The organism is Bacillus sp. TE8-1 (assembly GCF_008368855.1).
Lineage (GTDB): Bacteria > Bacillota > Bacilli > Bacillales > Bacillaceae_G > Bacillus_A > Bacillus_A cereus.
This window is the reverse complement of record NZ_QPET01000040.1, coordinates 1-20,314: the sequence shown is the minus strand read 5'-3', so window position 1 is coordinate 20,314 and position 20,314 is coordinate 1. Positions and strand designations below refer to the sequence as shown.

Sequence of the window (20,314 nt, the reverse complement as noted above, 5' to 3'; positions counted from 1 at the left end):
ACTTACAGTAAACGGTAGACAAAAAGTAAGAGCTAAGATCATTTCTCTTAGCTCTTCTTTCATAAAACTATTTCACTTCATTAGCGACAAAAAAGTGCTCACATACACTTGATATGCGCTGTAAGTCCACGTTCCCACCAGATATAACAGCCACTACTTTTTTCCCTTTTATATAACTATCAACTTTTCCTGCAAGAAGTGCAGCAGTTGCTAATGCACCTGCACCTTCTACAACAGCTTTCCCACGTTGTAATAAATCTTTCATCGCTACTTCCAGCTCTTTTTCTGATACAGTTACAATATCATCTACTAATTCTTTTACAATTTCAAATGTTAATTCACCTGGTATTTTAACTGCGCAACCATCTGCAATAGTAGGCGCCTCATAGTGTTCTACGATTGCTCCTTTATCGTAAGATGCCTTCATTCCATGAACATTATCTGCTTGGACACCAATTATATTAATGGATGGATTAAAAGATTTCAATGCTACAGAAATGCCAGAAATAATTCCGCCTCCACCAATTGGTACAATGACAGTATCTACATCCCACATATCATCAAGAATATCTAATCCAATTGTACCTTGACCAGCCATTACCTCTACATCATCATATGGATGTAAGTATGTTTCACCTGTTTCTCTTATAATTTCTTCACATTTTGCCTTTGCATCATCAAAGGTTTCACCATGTAAAATCACTTCAGATCCATATCCTTTAGTTGCTTCAACTTTCGCCTGCGGTGCAGAAATTGGCATAACAATTTTACTCTTAATACCGAGTAAATGAGCAGATAATGCAACTCCTTGTGCATGATTACCTGCTGAACATGCAATTACACCTCTTTCTTTTTCTTGATCCGTGAGCCGCGACATTTTATTAAATGCGCCACGAAATTTAAAAGAACCCGTTAATTGCATATTTTCTAATTTCAAATGAATTTCTCCACCCGTTTTACTAGTCAAGTAAAAAGATTTTACTAATGGCGTTTTACGAGCATTTCTATCTAGAATTTTGTGAGCTTTTTTAATATCGTCTATATGTAATGGTAGTTTTCTAGTTATCATACTGACACCTCTTCCAATGTTCTATTCCTAAGTTTTCGTAAGTCGTAGCTCCTTTATACGAAAAGAAAAAGTCTTTATATATGTACCCCACTCTGAAATAAACACATTTGCAAACAATTTAACATCCTCTTCATATCGCGTTCTTTATAATGATTTAAACATGCAATTTGGATCCAATTATTCTTTTGTAAATAAGATGACTCATAATGAACGATGTATCCTTGTAATGCTAATGTATCGCCTACTACTTTAGAAGAATAATCTTCGCTCAATACAATAGTAAGTATAATTGGCGCGGCATGTTCTTTAGGTGAAACAAGCCTTAAACCCATATCAGTAATAACTTCTTCAACATAATCATATGTCTCTTTAATTTTTACAAATGCCTTTTCATCTTCAAATCTCTTCAACGCTTCTTGCAATGCATAAATTAAATTCCATGATTGTGAGTATGGAATACTTTCATTTTCTTCATACATGCCAATGTCCATATAGGCCGGCACAGCCTCGTTTATTTTTACAATGTGGTTATGAAAAACGAAAGAAATTCCTGTATATGATTTAATCGCTTTACCGCTAACACCACTTGCAAAATACACATCCTTCAAGTCTAATGGTATTGCTCCAATTGAGCTTATGCAATCTACACACAGTTTCATTTGATTCTCGTTACAAAGAGTATTTAGCTCGTTTAAATCGTTTAACATTCCAGTAGATGTTTCATGATGAACAAACCAAATCCATTCATAATTTCCAGTTGTCATAATTTCTTCTAATTCGGTATAAATAAATGGATCTCCCATTTCCTTTTTATAAGTATCAAAATGTAACCGTGCTCGTTTTGCATGTCCAACTAATCTATTACCAAATTCCCCATTTGTTAATACTAGTCCTTTCCCTTTTAAAGAACGTAACTGTAAAGCAATCGCATCATTTGCTAACGTCCCTGTTCCTAACATAAGCTGTACATGTTTTGCTTTTGTCATGTGAAGTAACCGTTTTTTCACATTGTCCATCATCACTTGAAATGACTTAGAGCGATGGGAAATAGGTCGCGTAGAAAATGCCTTTCGAACGTTCTCTTCAATATCTACTGGACCAGGTAAAAACGTATATTCTTTCGTCATAATCCCCCCAACACTCGACTCTTCAAACATAGCAGGGGTAACATACATTGGCTGGAAGGCTGCTTCTTCTGTACCAACTAACGTATGGAAAAATTTGAATCCCATTTGCTCATATAAAGCTAGTTCACGTGTTGTTGCAGAAATGAGTGCTAATTCATATCCATTTAGAAGCAAATAACGATGTAGAAAACGAATTAATCCTAACAACGCTCTTCCATTTCTATATTCACGTTCTACTGAAAGTAAACGAATTTCATACACTTTTTCTCCATGCTCTTGCAAATAAATATCTAAATTTGAAATTTTATAATCTAACGAGAATGGTCGTTTTCCCCGCACTGCGACCATACCTACTAATCTATCCTCATCTAAACAAATTAAATATGTATTTTCTTTATGAAACCGATCTATACGAAACCGTTCTTTCGTTTCTTCATGTTGTGGTATCTCTTCTACAAAAGTTTTATAATTCAATTTATGTATACTTTCAAATTCCCAATCTTGATCAGCAACTTTATAAATTAACCCCATGCCTTATCTCCTTTATCTATTTAATAAAAAATGATAAGTGGAGATTATCCCCACTTATTAAACACTCATTTTATTCTCGATTTACATATAGAATAAGTACAATAATTATTCCACTTAATATAGTGGTAACAATAGAATAAGAATAAAGAATCATACAAATTGGTAAACAAGCAATCGTAATTAGTCCTGGCTTCGTAAACCCTTTAAATATTAAATAAAATACAATAAAAATGCCTAAGAGGGTAAGCGCTATCAAATAATCAAACGCGATTAGTCCTCCTATAAATGTTGAAATACCTTTACCGCCCTTGCCTTTAAATAAAACTGGATAAATATGTCCAATAATAACGGCCAATAATGTTAACATTACGAATGTAGGATCTTCAAAAAGATATTTTGCTACAGCAACAACGATTGCCCCTTTAATTGCATCACCTAAAAATGTAGCGATGAAATACCCTTTTCCATATACGCGCCCCATATTTCTTGCGCCAGGATTTCCGCTTCCTTCATCCCTAATATCAACGTTATGTCTCAATTTTGTTACTATATAAGCGGTCAATATGTTTCCAATTAAATAAGAAGCCACCAAATATAAAAACTGCATACTATTAATCATGTAATCATTCACTTTCTACATGGGAATACATATACAATATTCAATTACTACGTATATTGTACGTTTTTAACATACATCCCTTTATACATTTTAACATCATATTTTTACAAATCATACAAAAATTCTCATACCTATTTTTAAAAATATATATCCCTCATTAAATAATATGTTCCTTTCACTGCCATTTCTGCTTGTGATACGAATGTAATTTCTTTCATACTTTCTTCACAGCATTTCTTAAATACAGCAAATATTTCAGGAACTAAACGCAATATACTGCCACTTGCTGCAATTGGCGTTGAGTGCTTAAAGTTCAACTTGTTATAAACATTTACTGTAATCCTTGCTAATTCCTTTCCAGCTTGCATCATAATTTCATGCGCATCATCATTGCCATCTCTCGCTTCCTGAATAACTAATGGGGCGATTGCTGCAATTTTATCTTTAGAAGAAGTATATACTAAGCTTTTTATATGAGACGGTGTCAAAAGTTGAAACTGCCTTTGAATATTCAAACTCAATGGACAAAGACTGATTCCTTGATCGAACTGAATTGCCATTTTCTTTAAAGCTTGTAATGCAATCCAATATCCGCTCCCCTCATCTCCTAAAATATGTCCCCATCCACCGCTATACTGATATACTTCTCCTTTCATTCCTATACAAATTGCACCTGTACCACCTATAGTTAATATTCCATCCTTACCTTTTAAAGCAGCTGCATGTGCGATCATTGCATCATTAAAAATTTCAATTTTTGTTCCGTATTTCTTTTTTAAACGTAATGTTAATTCATTTGTATTCGCTCCGCTTATACCAGCTAATCCTAAACAAACACAAACGCAATGCCCATTTATTAAACTCTTCTGGCATTGATTAATTGCTTCCATAATATGCACAAGAGCTTCTTCAAAATCTATTAATATGTTTCCAAAACCACTGGTAGCTCTTACAAGTTCATTTCCGTCTTTATCAAATGCAATTGCCTCGGTCTTCGTTCCCCCGCCATCTACTCCAATCATATACTTCATATGTTCGCCTCATTTTCATCTGCGTATGGAGGGAATGTTATATTCCCTAAAATTACGGAATTCTTAGCACCTGTTGCGCTCGGCACATTACTCGGATTACGATGATACGTTTCGTTTGCTAAAATAGCAAATGCAATTGCTTCTTTCGCTGCTGAAGAATGACCAATATCTTCTTGTATACATATGCTACATTTCTCTTCTCTTAATCCATTCCGTAACATTTCAACAAGTGTATTATTATAACTTCCACCACCACCTAAAATCACCTCATCAATTTCATAATACGGCAAAATAAACGCCTTATAATGATGAACAATTGAACATGCTGTAAACATCGTGACAGTTGCCAATATATTTTCTTTACTATGCTTTTTAAATCGATTCAATAATTCAGTCACAAACGCTTCTCCAAACTGTTCTCTACCTGTTGTTTTTGGTGGTTTCATGTTCAAAAATGGATGGTTCATACAGTATGTTAAAATTTCATCTACAACTACCCCCTGCTTTGCAATCCAACCATTTTGATCATATGGTACATGAAATAATCTTTGACATACTTCATCGATTACCATGTTGCCTGGTCCAGTATCGAAAGCAATAACACTCTCTTTACTTCGTTTACTTGGAACCACTGTAACATTACCAATCCCACCAATATTTTGTAGTAGTCTATTTTTAGTTTGATGCCGATATAAAATAATCTCTGAATATGGTACAAGTGGTGCACCTTGTCCCCCTGCCGCCATGTCCATCGTTCGGAAATTCGAGATAACCGTCGTGTTCGTTTCATATGCTATTACTGCTGGTTCCCCAATTTGCAATGTTGAAGAAATAATATTCCCTTCTTGCTTTGGCTGATGATAAATCGTTTGTCCGTGAGAGCCTATTAAATCTAATTGTCTCAAAGGAAAATTGGCCTCTTTACAAACTTCCTTTACAGCATTGGCGAAGCATAAACCAAGTTTAAAATTTAAACTACATATAAGTTGGACATTCGAAGTTTCAATTGATAACGCTTGTTGGATCTCATTTTTCATATCATTACAAAATGGAACAGTAGTAAAATGGATGAGTTGGATTTTAGAATCTACACCACTTCCTTCTATATGAACGAGCGCTACATCTATTCCATCTAATGAAGTACCAGACATTACCCCTGCAATATACATAACGTGCATGACCTCCTATTTACTAAAAAACAATCATGTAAGTAACGAACGTACAACCAATCGAAAACAATATAAATCTAAAAAACAACTGAGCTTTCGATGCAAACGATCCATCAATGAAAGAAACAACTACCGTAAGCAAAACGCTTGCCGCAATACTTGTAACAAGCCAGATACTATGCATTTGTGATAGATTTAGCATGCCTAATAAAGGGACAAAAAGTAAATTTGCACAAATCACTCCAAATAATAATAAAAATACGCCTTTATAACTAAATTTTATATTCATTCTATTTCCCCCTTTCTAGTTTTAATGTGAAAGAAGTGATAGACAAAAAGTCTATCACTCAAAATAACAGCGTGCAGATTAAGGATTAACAGATTCCCCGTCACCATTTTTTTCAATTTCAAGCATATTTTTGTCGTACATTTTAAAGAATGGTAAATAAATAAGGAACGATATTGCTATATTTATAAAAACTAATACAATCGCACGCCAATCTCCACCTGTTGCTAAATATGCACCAATTGGAGCAGGTAGTGTCCATGGCGGCATAATATGCGTTGGTGTTACAAATCCCATCGCAGTTGCTGAATATGCAACAGTTGCTGTTACAAGTGGTGTAATGATAAATGGGATAATTAAAATTGGATTTAGTACAATCGGTAATCCGAATATGACTGGTTCATTAATATTAAAAATACCCGGAACAATACAAGTTCTTGATAATGCTTTCGAATATTTCGATCGACCAAATACAATCATAGCTAATACAAGCCCTAACGTCGCACCAGAACCGCCAATCCATATAAACCATTGATATAACGGCTCTGGTGAAATAAATGGCAACTGATCTGCTCCACTAGCAACTGCTTCACCATTTTTCCCTAGGTATACTTCCCATAATGGCCGAGCAACAGTTCCAACAACCGACACACCATGGATTCCGAATGACCAAAAAAACGTAATTAAAAACACTGGAATCATTACACCGAAGTAACTATCCCCAGCTTTTACTAATGGTGCTGCTAATTTATCAACAACATGGTGTAAATCAATGCTAAAAACGACAGTTACTAGACTCATTATAATAATAACGAATGCTGCAGGTATAAGTGCTTCAAATGAACGCGATACAGATGGCGGTACTTGTTCTGGCATTTTAATCATTACATTTTTCTTCTTACAAAACCTTAAAATCTCTACGGATAAAATAGAAACAATCATCGTCACAAATAATCCATGACCTCCGAGATTTGTCATCGGAAGCATGAATCCTTTTTTATCAATTAACTCAGGCGTTAATGTTAAAAGTAGTGAACATACCGCGAGCTGTGCTCCTGATAAAGCATCTAATTTATAACTTTTCGCTAAATTATATCCTATTCCAAATGCGATATATAAGGACATAATAAACATGGTTAAACGATATGGTATCAATATACTTGTTTGATTCTTTAATGCCCAAACTGATATAAAACTATCTTTCGGCAGTGGTGGAAATGCTACTATTAAAAAGAAGCTTCCTACTATAATAAATGGTAACGCCGAAATAACTCCATCACGGATTGCTTGTAAATGTCTCTGCTCAGAAAGCCTTGCCATCGGTCCAGATAAGTTTTTATCAAGAAACGTGACAAACTTATTCATAACGTTTCCCCCTAACTGATTAATTCATTTACAGTTTTTAATAAAGTCGGGCCGCCAAGCGGTGTGTATGCTTGCGGCGGTATGATGCCACACGGAATAGATTCCTCCTCTGCAATTTTTTTTACAGAGTCAAATCGGTGTCTTATTTGAGGTGCCACCATTACGACATCCCAGCCATTCTTTACTTCTTCCTCTACCTCATTCGTTCCAATTGCATGCACTTCCATGTTCACACCATTTTTCTCCGCTTCTTTTTTTAAAGCGTTTACAACAATTGCACTGGACATTCCTCCAGAACAGACGAACAAAACTTTCATTTATTAATCCTCCTATACTTATAATTTATTACCCTTCAAATGAAAGGAAGTTTCACTTTACTAACAAGCATATGAAGTAGTAAATGAATTTAGTTATAATGAAAGTAAATTTCATTAAAAATATTTTTCCTATTAAATTAATGTTTCAATATGCAATTTTCTCTATTGCAAGGTCAACCTCGCCTCAGATATTATTTTAAATAATCATATGATAGGGAGGCTTATAAATGATCGTTAAACGTTTATTAATGATATGTTGTATCGTTATCTTGTTCATCCCTTTCTCTTTCATTCCCCCTCACTCTACTTATGCTGAAGTAAATACTACGTACAAAAAACATGAATTACGTGCTGTATGGATCGCATCAGTTCTGAATATTGATTGGCCCTCAAAAACTGGCTTACCTATTGAAAAACAGAAGCAAGAATTTATAAGATTATTAGACGATGTAAAAAGCACTGGTATGAATGCAGTTGTTGTACAAATTAAACCAACCGCTGATGCTTTCTATCCTTCAAATTACGGTCCTTGGTCTGAATACATTACAGGAACACAAGGAAAAGATCCTGGTTATGACCCGCTCGCATTTATGATTGAAGAAACTCATAAAAGAAATATAGAATTCCACGCTTGGATTAATCCATACCGAATAACGATGAATCACACCGATATAAATCGATTATCAAATAATCACCCTGCAAGGCAACATCCCGATTGGGTTGTCCCTTATGGCGGAAAGTTATATTACAATCCCGGTATTCCGGAAGTGAAAAAATTTATAACAGAAGGCGCTTTAGAAATCGTACAAAATTACGATATTGATGCGCTGCATATGGATGATTATTTTTACCCATATAAAGTAGCCGGTGAAGAATTTCCAGATCAGAAAACGTACGAAACATATAATAATGGTAGATTTACAAATATAGAAGATTGGCGACGTAACAATGTAAATGAACTTGTAAAAGATTTAAATACTGCTATAAAACAAGAAAAATCATATGTAAAGTTTGGTATTAGTCCGTTCGGCGTATGGCGAAATATAGCTGACGATCCCACTGGCTCTAACACAACCGCAGGCCAAAGAAACTATGATGACCTTTATGCTGACACACGTGAGTGGATACAAAAAGGATATATTGACTACATTACACCGCAAATATATTGGAATATAGGTTTCACCCCAGCTGCATATGACATATTAGTAGATTGGTGGGTTAAAGAAACAAATAACAAACCGATTCACCTATACATTGGTCAAGCGGCCTATAAAATTAATAATAACTCCGTCCCTGCTTGGTCTGATCCAGAAGAATATCCAAAACAAATTGCATTAAACCGGCTATATCCTGATATAAAAGGTAGTATGCATTTTAGCTTAAAAGATATTAATAACAATCCACTCGGAGTTAAAGATAGACTTTCAAAAAACATATATAAACATCCTGCATTAATCCCGCCTATGCCTTGGCTTGATCATGATCCACCAAAACAACCGACTTTAAAAGGCGCCATTCCAAGAGATGAAGGTATTGCAATCGGTATCATTGACAATAGAGATAATGATTCTGCTTATTACGCTATTTACCGCGTGAATGGGAAAAATGAAGTGGATATACAAAATCCCAAAAATTTACTTACTACTGTAAGAAAAACAAAACTTGGAGAAATTTATGTAGATAAAACCGCTATTTCCGGAGAAACGTATACCTATGTCGTAACTGCAGTTGATCGATTGCATAATGAAAGTGTGGCTTCTAGTAAATCTACTATTCAAGCAAAATAAAAGTAAGAGCCCCCATTTTTTTGAATGCGGGCTCTTACTTTTATTTTCGTAGTTCACTATATTGAATATGAATTCTATTCTCAGGGTTTTTATCTACTGTGTAAAGTACAAATAAGAAGAACCATTCTAGTGGCTTCATTAAAATATAAACAAAATCAGCCGACCATTTCGTATTAATATGTTTACTAATCGGATAACCGTATTTATCATAAAAATTACGAATAACTTTATGACATTTTGGTACCCGCTCCTCAATTACATTTTCAAAAGCGTTCGCAATTAATAACTGTCGATTGACTGTAATTCTTTCCCCATGCCTAATTCCTGCTCGTAATGGCTTAACGATGTTTTTATGGCCTTTCACAGAAACTGTACATAAATAATGCCCATCCCCGGAGACAATTTGAGGGCTTGGGACAGGAATCTTAGAATAATTATAGCTACTTGTTTCCATAAACACTCTTATAAAACTATCTGGTTTTTGGCCAAACAGTATTAAAATGAATTGAATAATTAACAGTACAGGAAATAAACTTATCATCCAAACTGTAGCCATTTTTTGATATCCAAAAGAAATACGATACAGAAATAATATAATTCTGTTGCTCTGCTTATAATCTTTCTCATGCTGAGATTGTATGAAGTAACTTAATGAATTTCTTAACTTAGCTATGAATAATAGACTAAATGCAAGCATCCCAACTTGAATACAAAAGACTGGAATGTATCTCAATCCTCCGAGTTCCGTATAAAAGGCAAAGCCTGTATGGGTAATATAGATGAATGTATATACAATGTTTACTATCATTAAAGTACTATAAAAAATATAAAATATTGGTGAAAGTTTTGTTAAGCCTTTCGTTAATCTCCAATACGAAACCGCACCTAAAATAACTAAGAGAACTACTATAGCAATGTGGTCATGTGCTAAAGAAGCATATTGATCAGACATCATTCCGTTCTTTTCAAATTTATGTAATGGTATTCCTCCTCTTACATCATTTGCATTCCACATAATGCCTAAACCAAATATAAAATAACTCAAACATATTGATAATATTTCCTGTGGCTCGAACTTTAGTATACTTGAGGAATTTTCCTTCTTCGATTGGAAACTATCCCAAGCTTTACTAATGGGATAGCCCAGAAATAAAAATAAAATTACAAATAGGATGACTAACTCAAATAACACAATACCATACCCCTTTTATAATAATTATTTACACAAAGTACAAAAAACCACTCTATATTTTACCATTTATTTACGTTTGCATATACAATTTTACAAAAGATTAAACGCTCTCAATTTACAAAAAAAAACGCCTAAAAGCTGAAACATTCAACTTTTTAGGCGATCTCTTCTATTTATTCTTAAACTTCTCAGTCGCTGCCCTCATCTTCACATTTAAATCGTGATCAATCGAGTCGCGAATATCTCGCTCTACTACTTCCATTTCTTTTTTGAAATTTTCCAAGTAGATCTTCAGTTCTTCTTCCTTCTCTGGTCTTTGTGAAGGTGGTAATTGTACTACCAACGATAACATGGCCGTTAAATCTTTCATTAAGAATGTTTCAAGTTTATGTTGTTGTTCAAACATGCGTTGCTCTTGATAGTACGGAAGTGCATTTAATACCGAAATTGTAATATCATCAACCGTTCTTTGTAATGAAGGATTTATTGAGCGTTTATACGCTTGAATTGTATTTAATGCGTCTGGATAACGGTCATAAAAATACAATTTGTAAAATGATAAGTCTGTCGGTTTTACAGTTTGCTGCGTTTCTTGTCTTAAGAAATCTTTCACTTTCATCGCAGCCACATCAATATCTTCATTCGTAAGCTTTTTCGTAGTTTTTGCCATTACATGCACTTTTTTCTGCTTTTCTTTCGGTAACATCGAGAAGACTTGCTCTCTCGTACGTTGACCTGATGCACAAAATAGAGTATTTAATGTATTTTGTTCTTTCTTTCCTTCGGTGCGAATCCAGCGATAAAACAGTGGATGTTGTGTAAATTCTTGTAGAAACGGTATTGATTTGTTTGATATCTTATCTAGAGAATCTTGCGCTCTTTTATATGGCTTCGTCCATGAAAAATACAGTTTCCGCCCGAAGTATACGACTAAAACAACGACAGTAAATGCTATTAAAAGCAATGTACCGAGTAGTAATAGTACTGTTTGAATGAAACTCATTTGTTCACCTCCTCTAATAATCCGTTATTTCCTTGGACGCTGAATGAGTTTCTGCTTCATCTCATCATTAAATGTGTCTAGTTCAATAACGAACTTCTTGCTTGACTCAATAATACGTTCTGACGATTTTTCAGATGCTTCAATTGCAGCGAACACATTTTGGAATGATTCACGTAATTTATCCATGCTAATAGCAGGGTTTTCAAGCAATTTCGTCGTTTCTTCTGTATTTTGTTTTAACGCTTGAGAATTACTTAATACCATCGATTCAATTGCTTCATTCGTCGCATTTACGGCATCAATTGTTTTCCGTTGATTCGTTAATGCAAGCTGAATAGCAGCTGAAACTGTTACAACGTTTTGTGTCATCGTAATCGCATTACGTATCGCCTCTGTTAATTTTTCATTATTTTTCTTAATGATGTCTACAGAAGCTATAGATTGTAATAATACACTTTTCGCTTGCTGCATATTACGTGTACGTACAAGTATCTTTTCTAATGCATCGTTAATTAACGGAATATCCCTTTGACGCTCTGGGTTTTGTTTCTCAGCTTCAAGCATGCCAGCAAGCTTTTTCCCTAAGTATACTTGTTTATCAAGAGCATGAATTTTATCGTGCGATTGTTCTTTTAACATTTCAAGACCAACTGTATCCTCTTGTAAGTTATCACGACCAATTAGAAGGGATCTAATAATTTCCTCAATTTGCTTATCTATAGATTGATATTTATGCACGTATGTTTCAAGTGGATTTTTCTTAAATACTTTAAACATAATTTTCTTCATACCACTTGCTTTTAATGAATTCGGATCAAGCTCTGATACTACTTTGCGTAATTCTAACAATGTATTTGGAATTTCTTCATTCTTTCCATTCATCATCGCTGTGACAGGACGTTTTAATGCTGATAACGTTTGTCCTGCTGCTTGTTGTTCTTTATCCCCCAAATCTCCTAGCTGCGACAATACTTTCGATAAATCTGTATTTTGCTCGCTATTTAACTTTTGTACATAAAGATCGGCTTCTTTATTTAATTCATCAAGTTCTTCATCTTTTATAACTGTATCAACTACTACTTCTACATTATTATCTTTCACAATTGATACGGGTTCTTTTTTCTCGAGTTCAGTCAACAAAATCGCTCCTTTATTTATATGTGCGAATTTATGTGCACTATATTTCATCTAATATATTGTATTTCATTTGCAAACAGCCTATATGAAATCAATTTTCAAGAAATACCTGCTTATGCAGTCATTCCCTGTTTCTTACTATAAGTATACCTGTAATCAACATAATTTTCCTCAGACTTAAGACCTAGAGAACAACATGCTGAAGGCGGATTCTTCATATATTTCCTAAATAATTTACGTTCTTTCAATCGTGCTACACTCAATCTTTTGACATTCACCCGTTTTCAATGTGATAATTCTATTACACTCACTTCTATTTATTTTTGCGAGCTACAAATGCTCCCTTTTGAAACGCTAATAACACCGTTTCAAACGTATCATCTTCTTCAATCATTTTTATAAACTCATCTAATTCACTCGCATGAGAAGTTGCATTATCAACAACAAGAAAACCTTTTGGTTGTAACATACGTTTTATATGCTCAAACCACCACATGTATTGCGTGCGCTCTGAATCTAGGAAAATAAAATCAAATGAATGATCTAATTGGGAATCTAAAAATGCCCCTGCTTCTTGATTATGAATATCGATTCTTTGTAACAGGTTTGCCTTTTCAAAATTGACAAGTGCCTCTCCAACTCGTTCTGAAGAAAGCTCTACAGTTGTTACATTTCCATTTGTTTCTTCTACCGCATTAGCTAACCACAATGTAGAATAACCATTAGAAGTTCCAATTTCCAAGATATTTTTTGCATTACACCCTTTTACTAAAATTGATAAAAATTGCCCCATCTCACGAGAAATATTCCGTAATTTTTCTTCCCGTATTTTTTTATTCCGATCATGCTCTTCTCCATATTGTTCAAGTTGAAGTAATAATGAATCTAACGTATCCATTCTTTTCATCGCCTTTCCAAGCAATATGATGAAAAAGCTCTTGCTGCCCGTCTACTTTTATTATATGCGAAACGAAATCCTTTTTCCCGTTATATGACAAAGATTTATAATTTTTTATAGCATATTGTTTCGTTTTTTGGTAAAGTTAATTTCTACGTGCAATTATTCCATTCATATTATTTCATATAAAAATTGCAGTTATTAAATTATATAAACCCCATTTAAATGAATCGGTATTTCAAATTCAATTAAGCGCCCTTTTCGGACGCATTTTCTTTGTTTATATATTTCCAGAAGAAAGGATGCTTACAAATGAACGTGATTAGCTTAGATGCTGCTCGAAAACGAAAGCAGCATAAAAAATTAATGATTACTATACCGATTATTACACGTATTTATGAAGAAGACGGGGAAATTAAATTTGAGGTAGCTGGCGAAAAAGATGTACCTCTTGAAATGTTAGAAAAATAATAAAAAAACGCATTTCTAAAGAAATGCGCTTTTTTATATTTTTACATTTAAATGCATAAGTTTTTCAGGATTAACCATCATATAAATATTTGAAATCTTCTCATCCTCAAATGCAAACGAAAGAACATACGTTACTTTATTATTTATTGTAACTATAACTCCTGGTATACCATTTACCATTTTAAAATCAACAGTGTACTCTTCTGTCAATCGTTGTGCAATCCCAAAGAACAAGCGAATAATTCGATCTGCAGAATAAATCGGATTGATCGCAGTTGTAACTTTACCGCCACCATCAGCTTTGAATATAGCATCTGTTTTTAATACTTCCAACATACCTTCCGTATCTCCACACTGTAATGATGCTACAAACTTTTCAACATAAGAAGCCATTTTCTCCGTGCTTAATTTTGATTGCTTCGGTTTCTCCAACATGCTTTTTCGTGCACGTTGAAAGATTTTTCTACAGTTCACACTACTCTTATCAACAATTGAAGCTATTTCTTCGTGTTCATAACTGAAAACCTCTCTTAATATGAAAACAATCCTTTCTACCTCAGATAGTTGTTGTAAAAGTAATAAATATGCGGTGGAAAGGGATTCTTTCATTATAAATGACTTTGATGGCTCATCACTCTCGTCTACAAGTGGCTCTGGTAACCACATCCCTACATACACGTTACGTTTATGCGCTGCCGATCGTAATTTATCAATTGAACGATTTGTCGCCATCTTACATAAATATGCTTTCATATTTTCTATAGATTGAGGATCTTCTATATTATTTAGCGAGATAAATACATCCTGAACGATATCCTCAGCATCCATAACACTCCCAAGGATTCTGTATGCTAACGAAAATAATAATGGTTGATACGCTTCATATAACTGCTCCGTTTCCATGATGAACTGCCCCGCTTTCATATTGCTTTAAAATGTGTAACGCTGCTCGTTTCCCGCTTGCTACCGCAGCATCAGCTAATATTTCATCATGCCCTGCCCAATCTCCTGCAACATAAACACCTGGCATTTCAGGTATATTAGGACCCGGCTTTTCAACACGGTCAATATGAGGAAAATCATGTACTACTGTTATTTTCGGTAAATATTGCTGTGCAACAACTTCTCTTTTCCAATTTGGATGTAACAACTCCATCGTACTTTCCAACTGTTCTTTATCTTCATGAATATGATTCATCTCTAGCACAGGATTATGGTACTTAATTAGACTCACTGCAATTGATCCATCTTCACTTAATTTAGCTGCTCTCGATTGATTTGTGAAAAATATAGGTTGATCTAATCCTAATACAAATTGATGTGTAGGATTGGGTAATTGTCTCAAGCCAATATCTAATGCACCAACAGTAACCGGTACCGATTGTTCATTCCATCTATGCAAACTTGTTCCTTCTGCACCTTTTATTATTTTACAAGCTTCTTTCGGCGGAGTCGTCACGATGACTGCGCCTACTTCAAAAACCTCATCATCAACACAATGTATTCTTTGTTTACCTTCGGAATGCTCAATTTCCACAACATGCTTTTTAGCCAAAAACTGCACCCCGATATCATTTGCTATAGCTCTTAATTTTGTTATTATCGTCTCCCAACCACCATCTACATAAAGCACTCCTTCTTTTATAGAAAGCTGTATTTGCTTTAGTACAGATGATGCTAATTGTATTGTAGGAGCAAACGTATATGTTGTTGTCCGGCATAGCGCATAAAATATATTACGAACCATTGGATCTTTTATTTCATTTTCTGCCCATGTAGTTAGACTCATTTTCGGAACTTCTCCTACATCTAAATTTCCTAAACGAATCATAAGACGTGAGAATTGTACTTTTGCAGACCACGAAAGTAGTGGTGTTGATAAAATTGAGCGAAAATCTGTTGGGATGGTGAATATATCCCCTTTCCATATTCCATGTGCTTTTGTAGATGGTATTCCACCTGGAAGATTCAAACCGAGCTCATTAAAAGTTATAAACGCTGCCCCGCCTCTATATAAAGCATGTGCACCAAGATTCATGCAGATTCCATTTTTATTTATAGTCATCCCTCGGCCACCGAATTGACTGGATTTTTCTAATACAATCACTTTCTTTCCAGCTTTCGCTAAATATATAGATGCTGTTAATCCAGCAAGCCCACCGCCAACAATTGCTACATCAAATGTATTCATAATAAAATCCCTCCTTATCGTTCTACATACAAGACGAACGATTAAGGAGGGATGTGACATGAAAATAAATTTTTATTACCCTACTTTATTTCATTACTTTTTAATTCGGTCATATTGCATACGAAATAACTCAATTGCAAATGGAATATCCTCTTCACTCTTTATATAATAACTGATCCATCCTGATTCGGGTAATATGTGATGTGGTTTTACCAATCCTCGGTTCACTAATTCATCTCGCTTTAACTTCGGAAATGGTAAATCAGCTAATTTATCACCATGAAGATGGCCAAGTTCTTTCTTACCATAATTTATTTCAATACCACCAAATCGATGCGGTTTTTCAGAAACACCCGCCCAGCTGAGCACTTCATTTCTAATCATTTCACTAAATGACATGAACATTCACTCCTTATAAATGATTGATGTACTTTTAAATTAACATTTTCATTACTTTTTTCCATCAATCCAAAGTATGAATGGGAATACGAATATAGTTTAATCTTAATACTTTATTCTTTATGGAATAAGTGAATTTATTAAGCTACCTACAACAGCACAAAACAAAGACTAGACACATATCCTAATTTTGTAACCTAACTTACCTATAGAAAGGTGGGTAATACAATTGACTGCCAACATCGACTATACCTCCCCCTCAACCAATTTTACTTTTGATGTAAATAAAAGTAATTTTTTTCGAAAAGATGCCCAAAATTATATAAATGTACTTGGCATTAAACAATTAAATACTTTAGAAAATACTTCTTTATTAGATATTTATTTAAGTACAGGAAATGTTGTAGAACCACATATTCATCAAAATGCAGCTGAACTTGTTTATTGTATTTCAGGGTCTGCTGTTGTTTCTTTACTTAATCCATTTACGAATCAAATATTAAACTTACCGATAAAACCGGGGCAAGTTGCCAACATTCCACAAGCGTGGTGGCATTATGAAATTGCTACAGCAGATAATACTCATTTATTAGCTATTTTCAACGCTCCAACTCCAGAAGTTATTTTCGGTTCTGACATTTTAAGATTAACTCCAGCTCATATGATGGCCCATACTTACTGCCTCAATGAACAACAATGGAAACAAGCGGTTTCCCCTATTCAATCAACTACTGTAATTGGTCCTCCGGCAAACTGCAATCAAAACCGTGGAATGAAAAATTACCCAACCCAGCCCCTCCCTCAACAACATAATCCGTATCACCAAGATTCTTATTACTTTCCTCTTTACTGGGGCTATTAATTTGTAAATTTTTAAAAGAATCATCATTTATCTCCTAGGAAAATACCGAGGAGATTTTTTTATTGTATGTTCTCTTCCTATTAATAATAGTAACAATTGATAGTGTACATACATATAATATTTATATATTAAATTGGAGGTGATAGTACTATGAGTAATTATAACTATCGAAAAAACTACTCTTATAATAAAAATAGTAGCTCTTCAGCATCCTCTCAATCTTCCAATTCTCAATCTTCCAATTCCCAATCGCAAAGAGACTTAGCCGAGCAAGGCTATATAAAGAAAAAAGGATGTAACTGCAATAAAAATAAATAGTTTATTTTATGGATGAATTCTTTTTTAAAAGAATTCATCTTTTTTTGCTGATCGGAAATTTTTAAAGTTACATAACTTATGCCTTAAATGAGAAAGGGTAAATTATACTTTTTTATACGAACTTAACAAAGAGTAATTGTTCAATGGATTTATTACTTATTTCTCAAAAAAATATAGTCCTTCCTAAATTTATTAGGAAGGACTATATACAAACCCCTGTTTAATTTCCTACTAAATGTAACAAATTAAACGATATTAATACCTGCACTTACAAATCCAGCAACTGCAGCTATTGGACTTGCTGCTGTTAATGAAACATATAACAGTATTTTGTCCCCAGCTGCTACTGGAATAGCTTCAGGTATGATTCCTGATGCTGTAGAACCAATCGCTATTGCGGCAAATGCTGGTGTTAATAAAAGAGGTGCGCCTTGTACTGTAAACGTATTGCTTGCTGCAGGTGCAGTTAATATTTGTATTTGCACTTGAACAGGTGATAATGGAGCTAATGCAGCTGTTGCACTAAAGAAACCTGCTAATGACGTAATAACCCCTGCTCGTGGTGCTACAAATGCATAATCACCTACACCTAATGCTAATGTGATACTTGTTCCACCCGTTAATGCTATACCAGGCTGACTAAATCCAAATCCAAGAAGAGTTCCTGTATTAGCTACTAACGCATTAACTAACGCTGCTGGTGTTGTACCTGAAGCAAACGGAATAATAGCTCCGCCACCAGTTGCACCCGTTGCTCCTGTTAAGCCTGTTGCTCCTGTTAAACCTGTTGCTCCCGTTGGGCCTGTTGCTCCTGCTGGACCTGTCGCTCCTGTTAAGCCTGTTGCTCCTGTTAAACCTGTTGGACCTGTTGGACCTGTCGCTCCCGTTGGGCCTGTTGCTCCTGTTAAACCTGTTGCTCCACCAGTACCTGCTGGACCTGTCGCTCCTGTTGGGCCTGTTGCTCCTGTTGCTCCTGTTAAACCTGTTGGACCTGTCGCTCCGCCTCCTGGACCTGTTGGACCTGTTGGACCTGTCGCCCCACCTCCTGGACCTGTTGGACCTGTTGGACCTGTTGCTCCGCCTCCTGGAGTAGCACCAATTAATTGAGTTAATAAGTTTAATAAAAGTTGTAAACTTGCAGGGTCAATAATTAAAGAGAAGAAGAATGGTGCAAGAGCACTGTAGAATTGTTGTAATAAAGAAAGTAATTGACTTAGATTTGGGTTAGGAGATTGTAGTAAATTAATAATACTTTGAATTAATTGTTTTAAGAAATTCCCTTCTGGAGAAGGTGCTAATTCATTTAGTAAGTTCAATAGTTGAGTAAACAAATTGAGTAAAGCTAATCTGTTTGCATCACTTGGATTTGCAAAAAACGCTGCAATAGCCGCTATTAAAGAGTTTAGTAAAGTAATTAATCTACCTAATTGCTCACTGGTAATTGGAACTGTTTGTGGATTGTTACAGCAATCTGGAGTGAAAACAATCGGATTATTGCAGTGGTTATGACCAAAACAATTATTGTTTGTCATTTATGTCCTCCTTACTTGTTTTATATTTGAGTTTTTCCTATTATAAGGATCATAAAGTTGTAAAAAAATATGTTATATATTGACTTAAAATAGGAAACATGAAATATAATTAAACTTACAAACGCTATTTAATTATGTTCATGACTCACATATTAATTATATGTTTTTAATAATTGACTGCTTAGATTAAATACCTAAACTTACGGGTTTATTTTATTTTTCCACGTTTATCTCTTAGGTTTAAATACACATATTAATTTGAATATACTCAACAATTAACAGTGCCATTTTTTTATATAAATATACATTATTTCTTTACTAAGATTGTGTTCTCTTTTTAAACATGAAGCCGTTTGTATTATAGAGAACTCTCATATAATATATTGAAAAATTCATTTTATATTTTATTCCAATACACTGTGAAAAGGATTGAAGTTAAAATCCCTATCATTCAACCATTTATGACAGCTAGAAATTGAATGTACCTTCACTTAATTTTAACTATTTAAATATAAAACAAAAAAAGACAGATTCCTTTTCATTAAGGATCTGTCCTTTTAATTAATAATGATAAATTGTAATATAATTGAAGATCCTTGCGATGGAGGTTGAGTATCCAATAAAGTTAATTTACCAGTACTCACCTCATATAATGGCTGTGGTTGCATTATTCCATTAATAAATAAATTAATATATGAAACTTCACTAGGCGATAATATATTCGTTGTACCATATTGAGGTATCCCATCGGCATCTGTATATATAAGTTTCTCTCCATCTGCAAAAGTATAATATAACAAATTGGTTGTTGTTATAGGGCCAATCCCCCCGGTAGGACCTGTTGCTCCGGTTGGGCCCGTTATTCCAATTGGTCCCGTTTCTCCGGTTAGCCCGGTTACTCCAGTTGGGCCCGTTATTCCAGTCGGGCCCGTTTCTCCAGTTGGACCTGTTTCTCCGGTCGGGCCCGTTATTCCGGTTGGGCCTGTTATTCCGGTTGCTCCTGTTATCCC

At 34.6% G+C, this 20,314-nt stretch carries 20 protein-coding genes; 3 read left to right on the top strand and 17 right to left on the bottom strand.

The genetic code is table 11. The features are described 5' to 3' along the window. Nucleotides 1-67: 67 nt before the first annotated feature. The 8 genes from tdcB to DN404_RS28520 form a co-directional block, all read right to left on the bottom strand. Nucleotides 68-1,069, bottom strand: coding sequence for a bifunctional threonine ammonia-lyase/L-serine ammonia-lyase TdcB (tdcB, locus tag DN404_RS28555; RefSeq protein WP_000632955.1), 1,002 nt, complete (start codon nt 1,067-1,069; stop codon nt 68-70). Between the two features lie 74 nt (nt 1,070-1,143). Then, nucleotides 1,144-2,727: an aminotransferase class V-fold PLP-dependent enzyme gene (locus tag DN404_RS28550; RefSeq protein WP_016122503.1), complete on the bottom strand. Its 1,584-nt coding sequence runs from the start codon at nt 2,725-2,727 to the stop codon at nt 1,144-1,146. 70 nt (nt 2,728-2,797) lie between these two features. Next, nucleotides 2,798-3,346, bottom strand: a complete 549-nt coding sequence (plsY, locus tag DN404_RS28545; RefSeq protein WP_000610870.1) for a glycerol-3-phosphate 1-O-acyltransferase PlsY — start codon at nt 3,344-3,346, stop codon at nt 2,798-2,800. A gap of 137 nt (nt 3,347-3,483) precedes the next feature. Continuing rightward, nucleotides 3,484-4,377, bottom strand: a complete 894-nt coding sequence (locus tag DN404_RS28540; protein WP_016122502.1) for a BadF/BadG/BcrA/BcrD ATPase family protein — start codon at nt 4,375-4,377, stop codon at nt 3,484-3,486. Then, the gene (gene anmK / locus DN404_RS28535; RefSeq protein WP_149215759.1) at nt 4,374-5,546 is read right to left on the bottom strand and encodes an anhydro-N-acetylmuramic acid kinase AnmK; all 1,173 of its coding nucleotides are present in this window, start codon (nt 5,544-5,546) and stop codon (nt 4,374-4,376) included. Before anmK ends, DN404_RS28540 begins: the two co-directional genes overlap by 4 nt. Nucleotides 5,547-5,568: 22 nt before the next feature. Further along, nucleotides 5,569-5,835 (bottom strand): hypothetical protein, encoded by a 267-nt coding sequence (locus tag DN404_RS28530; protein ID WP_001021963.1) that lies wholly within the window; start codon nt 5,833-5,835, stop codon nt 5,569-5,571. A gap of 78 nt (nt 5,836-5,913) precedes the next feature. Continuing rightward, on the bottom strand, nt 5,914-7,197 hold the full coding sequence (locus DN404_RS28525; RefSeq protein ID WP_001032280.1) for a PTS sugar transporter subunit IIC: 1,284 nt from the start codon (nt 7,195-7,197) through the stop codon (nt 5,914-5,916). Nucleotides 7,198-7,208: 11 nt separating this feature from the next. After that, nucleotides 7,209-7,514 (bottom strand): PTS sugar transporter subunit IIB, encoded by a 306-nt coding sequence (locus tag DN404_RS28520; protein WP_000865908.1) that lies wholly within the window; start codon nt 7,512-7,514, stop codon nt 7,209-7,211. Between the two features lie 227 nt (nt 7,515-7,741). Here DN404_RS28520 and DN404_RS28515 point away from each other — a divergent pair, with 227 nt between their 5' ends. Next, entirely contained in the window at nt 7,742-9,301 is a 1,560-nt protein-coding gene (locus tag DN404_RS28515) for a glycoside hydrolase family 10-like protein (protein WP_149215758.1), read from the top strand. A gap of 40 nt (nt 9,302-9,341) precedes the next feature. Here the strand turns inward: DN404_RS28515 and DN404_RS28510 are convergent, their stop codons facing one another. From DN404_RS28510 to DN404_RS28495, 4 genes are all read right to left on the bottom strand, one after another. Then, the gene (locus DN404_RS28510; protein ID WP_016124556.1) at nt 9,342-10,493 is read right to left on the bottom strand and encodes a DUF6688 domain-containing protein; all 1,152 of its coding nucleotides are present in this window, start codon (nt 10,491-10,493) and stop codon (nt 9,342-9,344) included. Between the two features lie 169 nt (nt 10,494-10,662). Beyond that, nucleotides 10,663-11,496: a DUF3974 domain-containing protein gene (locus tag DN404_RS28505; protein WP_000008372.1), complete on the bottom strand. Its 834-nt coding sequence runs from the start codon at nt 11,494-11,496 to the stop codon at nt 10,663-10,665. 24 nt (nt 11,497-11,520) lie between these two features. Continuing rightward, nucleotides 11,521-12,633 (bottom strand): toxic anion resistance protein, encoded by a 1,113-nt coding sequence (locus DN404_RS28500; RefSeq protein WP_000137402.1) that lies wholly within the window; start codon nt 12,631-12,633, stop codon nt 11,521-11,523. Between the two features lie 313 nt (nt 12,634-12,946). Further along, on the bottom strand, nt 12,947-13,540 hold the full coding sequence (locus tag DN404_RS28495) for an O-methyltransferase (protein WP_076876553.1): 594 nt from the start codon (nt 13,538-13,540) through the stop codon (nt 12,947-12,949). A 303-nt stretch (nt 13,541-13,843) separates the two neighbouring features. Between DN404_RS28495 and DN404_RS30690 the strand changes: the two genes are divergently transcribed. Next, nucleotides 13,844-14,002 carry a hypothetical protein gene (locus DN404_RS30690; protein WP_001100984.1) on the top strand — a complete coding sequence of 53 codons (159 nt, stop codon included), beginning with the start codon at nt 13,844-13,846 and terminating at the stop codon, nt 14,000-14,002. Between the two features lie 33 nt (nt 14,003-14,035). Here the strand turns inward: DN404_RS30690 and DN404_RS28490 are convergent, their stop codons facing one another. The 3 genes from DN404_RS28490 to DN404_RS28480 form a co-directional block, all read right to left on the bottom strand. Further along, on the bottom strand, nt 14,036-14,905 hold the full coding sequence (locus tag DN404_RS28490; RefSeq protein WP_149215757.1) for a sigma-70 family RNA polymerase sigma factor: 870 nt from the start codon (nt 14,903-14,905) through the stop codon (nt 14,036-14,038). Then, nucleotides 14,883-16,193 carry a phytoene desaturase family protein gene (locus DN404_RS28485; protein WP_149215756.1) on the bottom strand — a complete coding sequence of 437 codons (1,311 nt, stop codon included), beginning with the start codon at nt 16,191-16,193 and terminating at the stop codon, nt 14,883-14,885. Before DN404_RS28485 ends, DN404_RS28490 begins: the two co-directional genes overlap by 23 nt. 93 nt (nt 16,194-16,286) lie before the next feature. Continuing rightward, nucleotides 16,287-16,592 (bottom strand): luciferase domain-containing protein, encoded by a 306-nt coding sequence (locus DN404_RS28480; RefSeq protein ID WP_048656582.1) that lies wholly within the window; start codon nt 16,590-16,592, stop codon nt 16,287-16,289. A 229-nt stretch (nt 16,593-16,821) separates the two neighbouring features. Here DN404_RS28480 and DN404_RS28475 point away from each other — a divergent pair, with 229 nt between their 5' ends. After that, nucleotides 16,822-17,454: a cupin domain-containing protein gene (locus tag DN404_RS28475; protein ID WP_000126309.1), complete on the top strand. Its 633-nt coding sequence runs from the start codon at nt 16,822-16,824 to the stop codon at nt 17,452-17,454. A gap of 563 nt (nt 17,455-18,017) precedes the next feature. On the opposite strand, the gene DN404_RS28470 is transcribed toward DN404_RS28475, so the two are convergent. Together DN404_RS28470 and DN404_RS28465 are read right to left on the bottom strand one after the other, a co-directional pair. Further along, complete coding sequence (locus DN404_RS28470) at nt 18,018-19,304, bottom strand: exosporium glycoprotein BclB-related protein (protein ID WP_149215755.1); 1,287 nt, start codon at nt 19,302-19,304, stop codon at nt 18,018-18,020. A gap of 557 nt (nt 19,305-19,861) precedes the next feature. Continuing rightward, nucleotides 19,862-20,314 (bottom strand): DUF4183 domain-containing protein (locus tag DN404_RS28465; protein WP_149215754.1); only part of this gene is annotated, 453 nt, incomplete at its 5' end.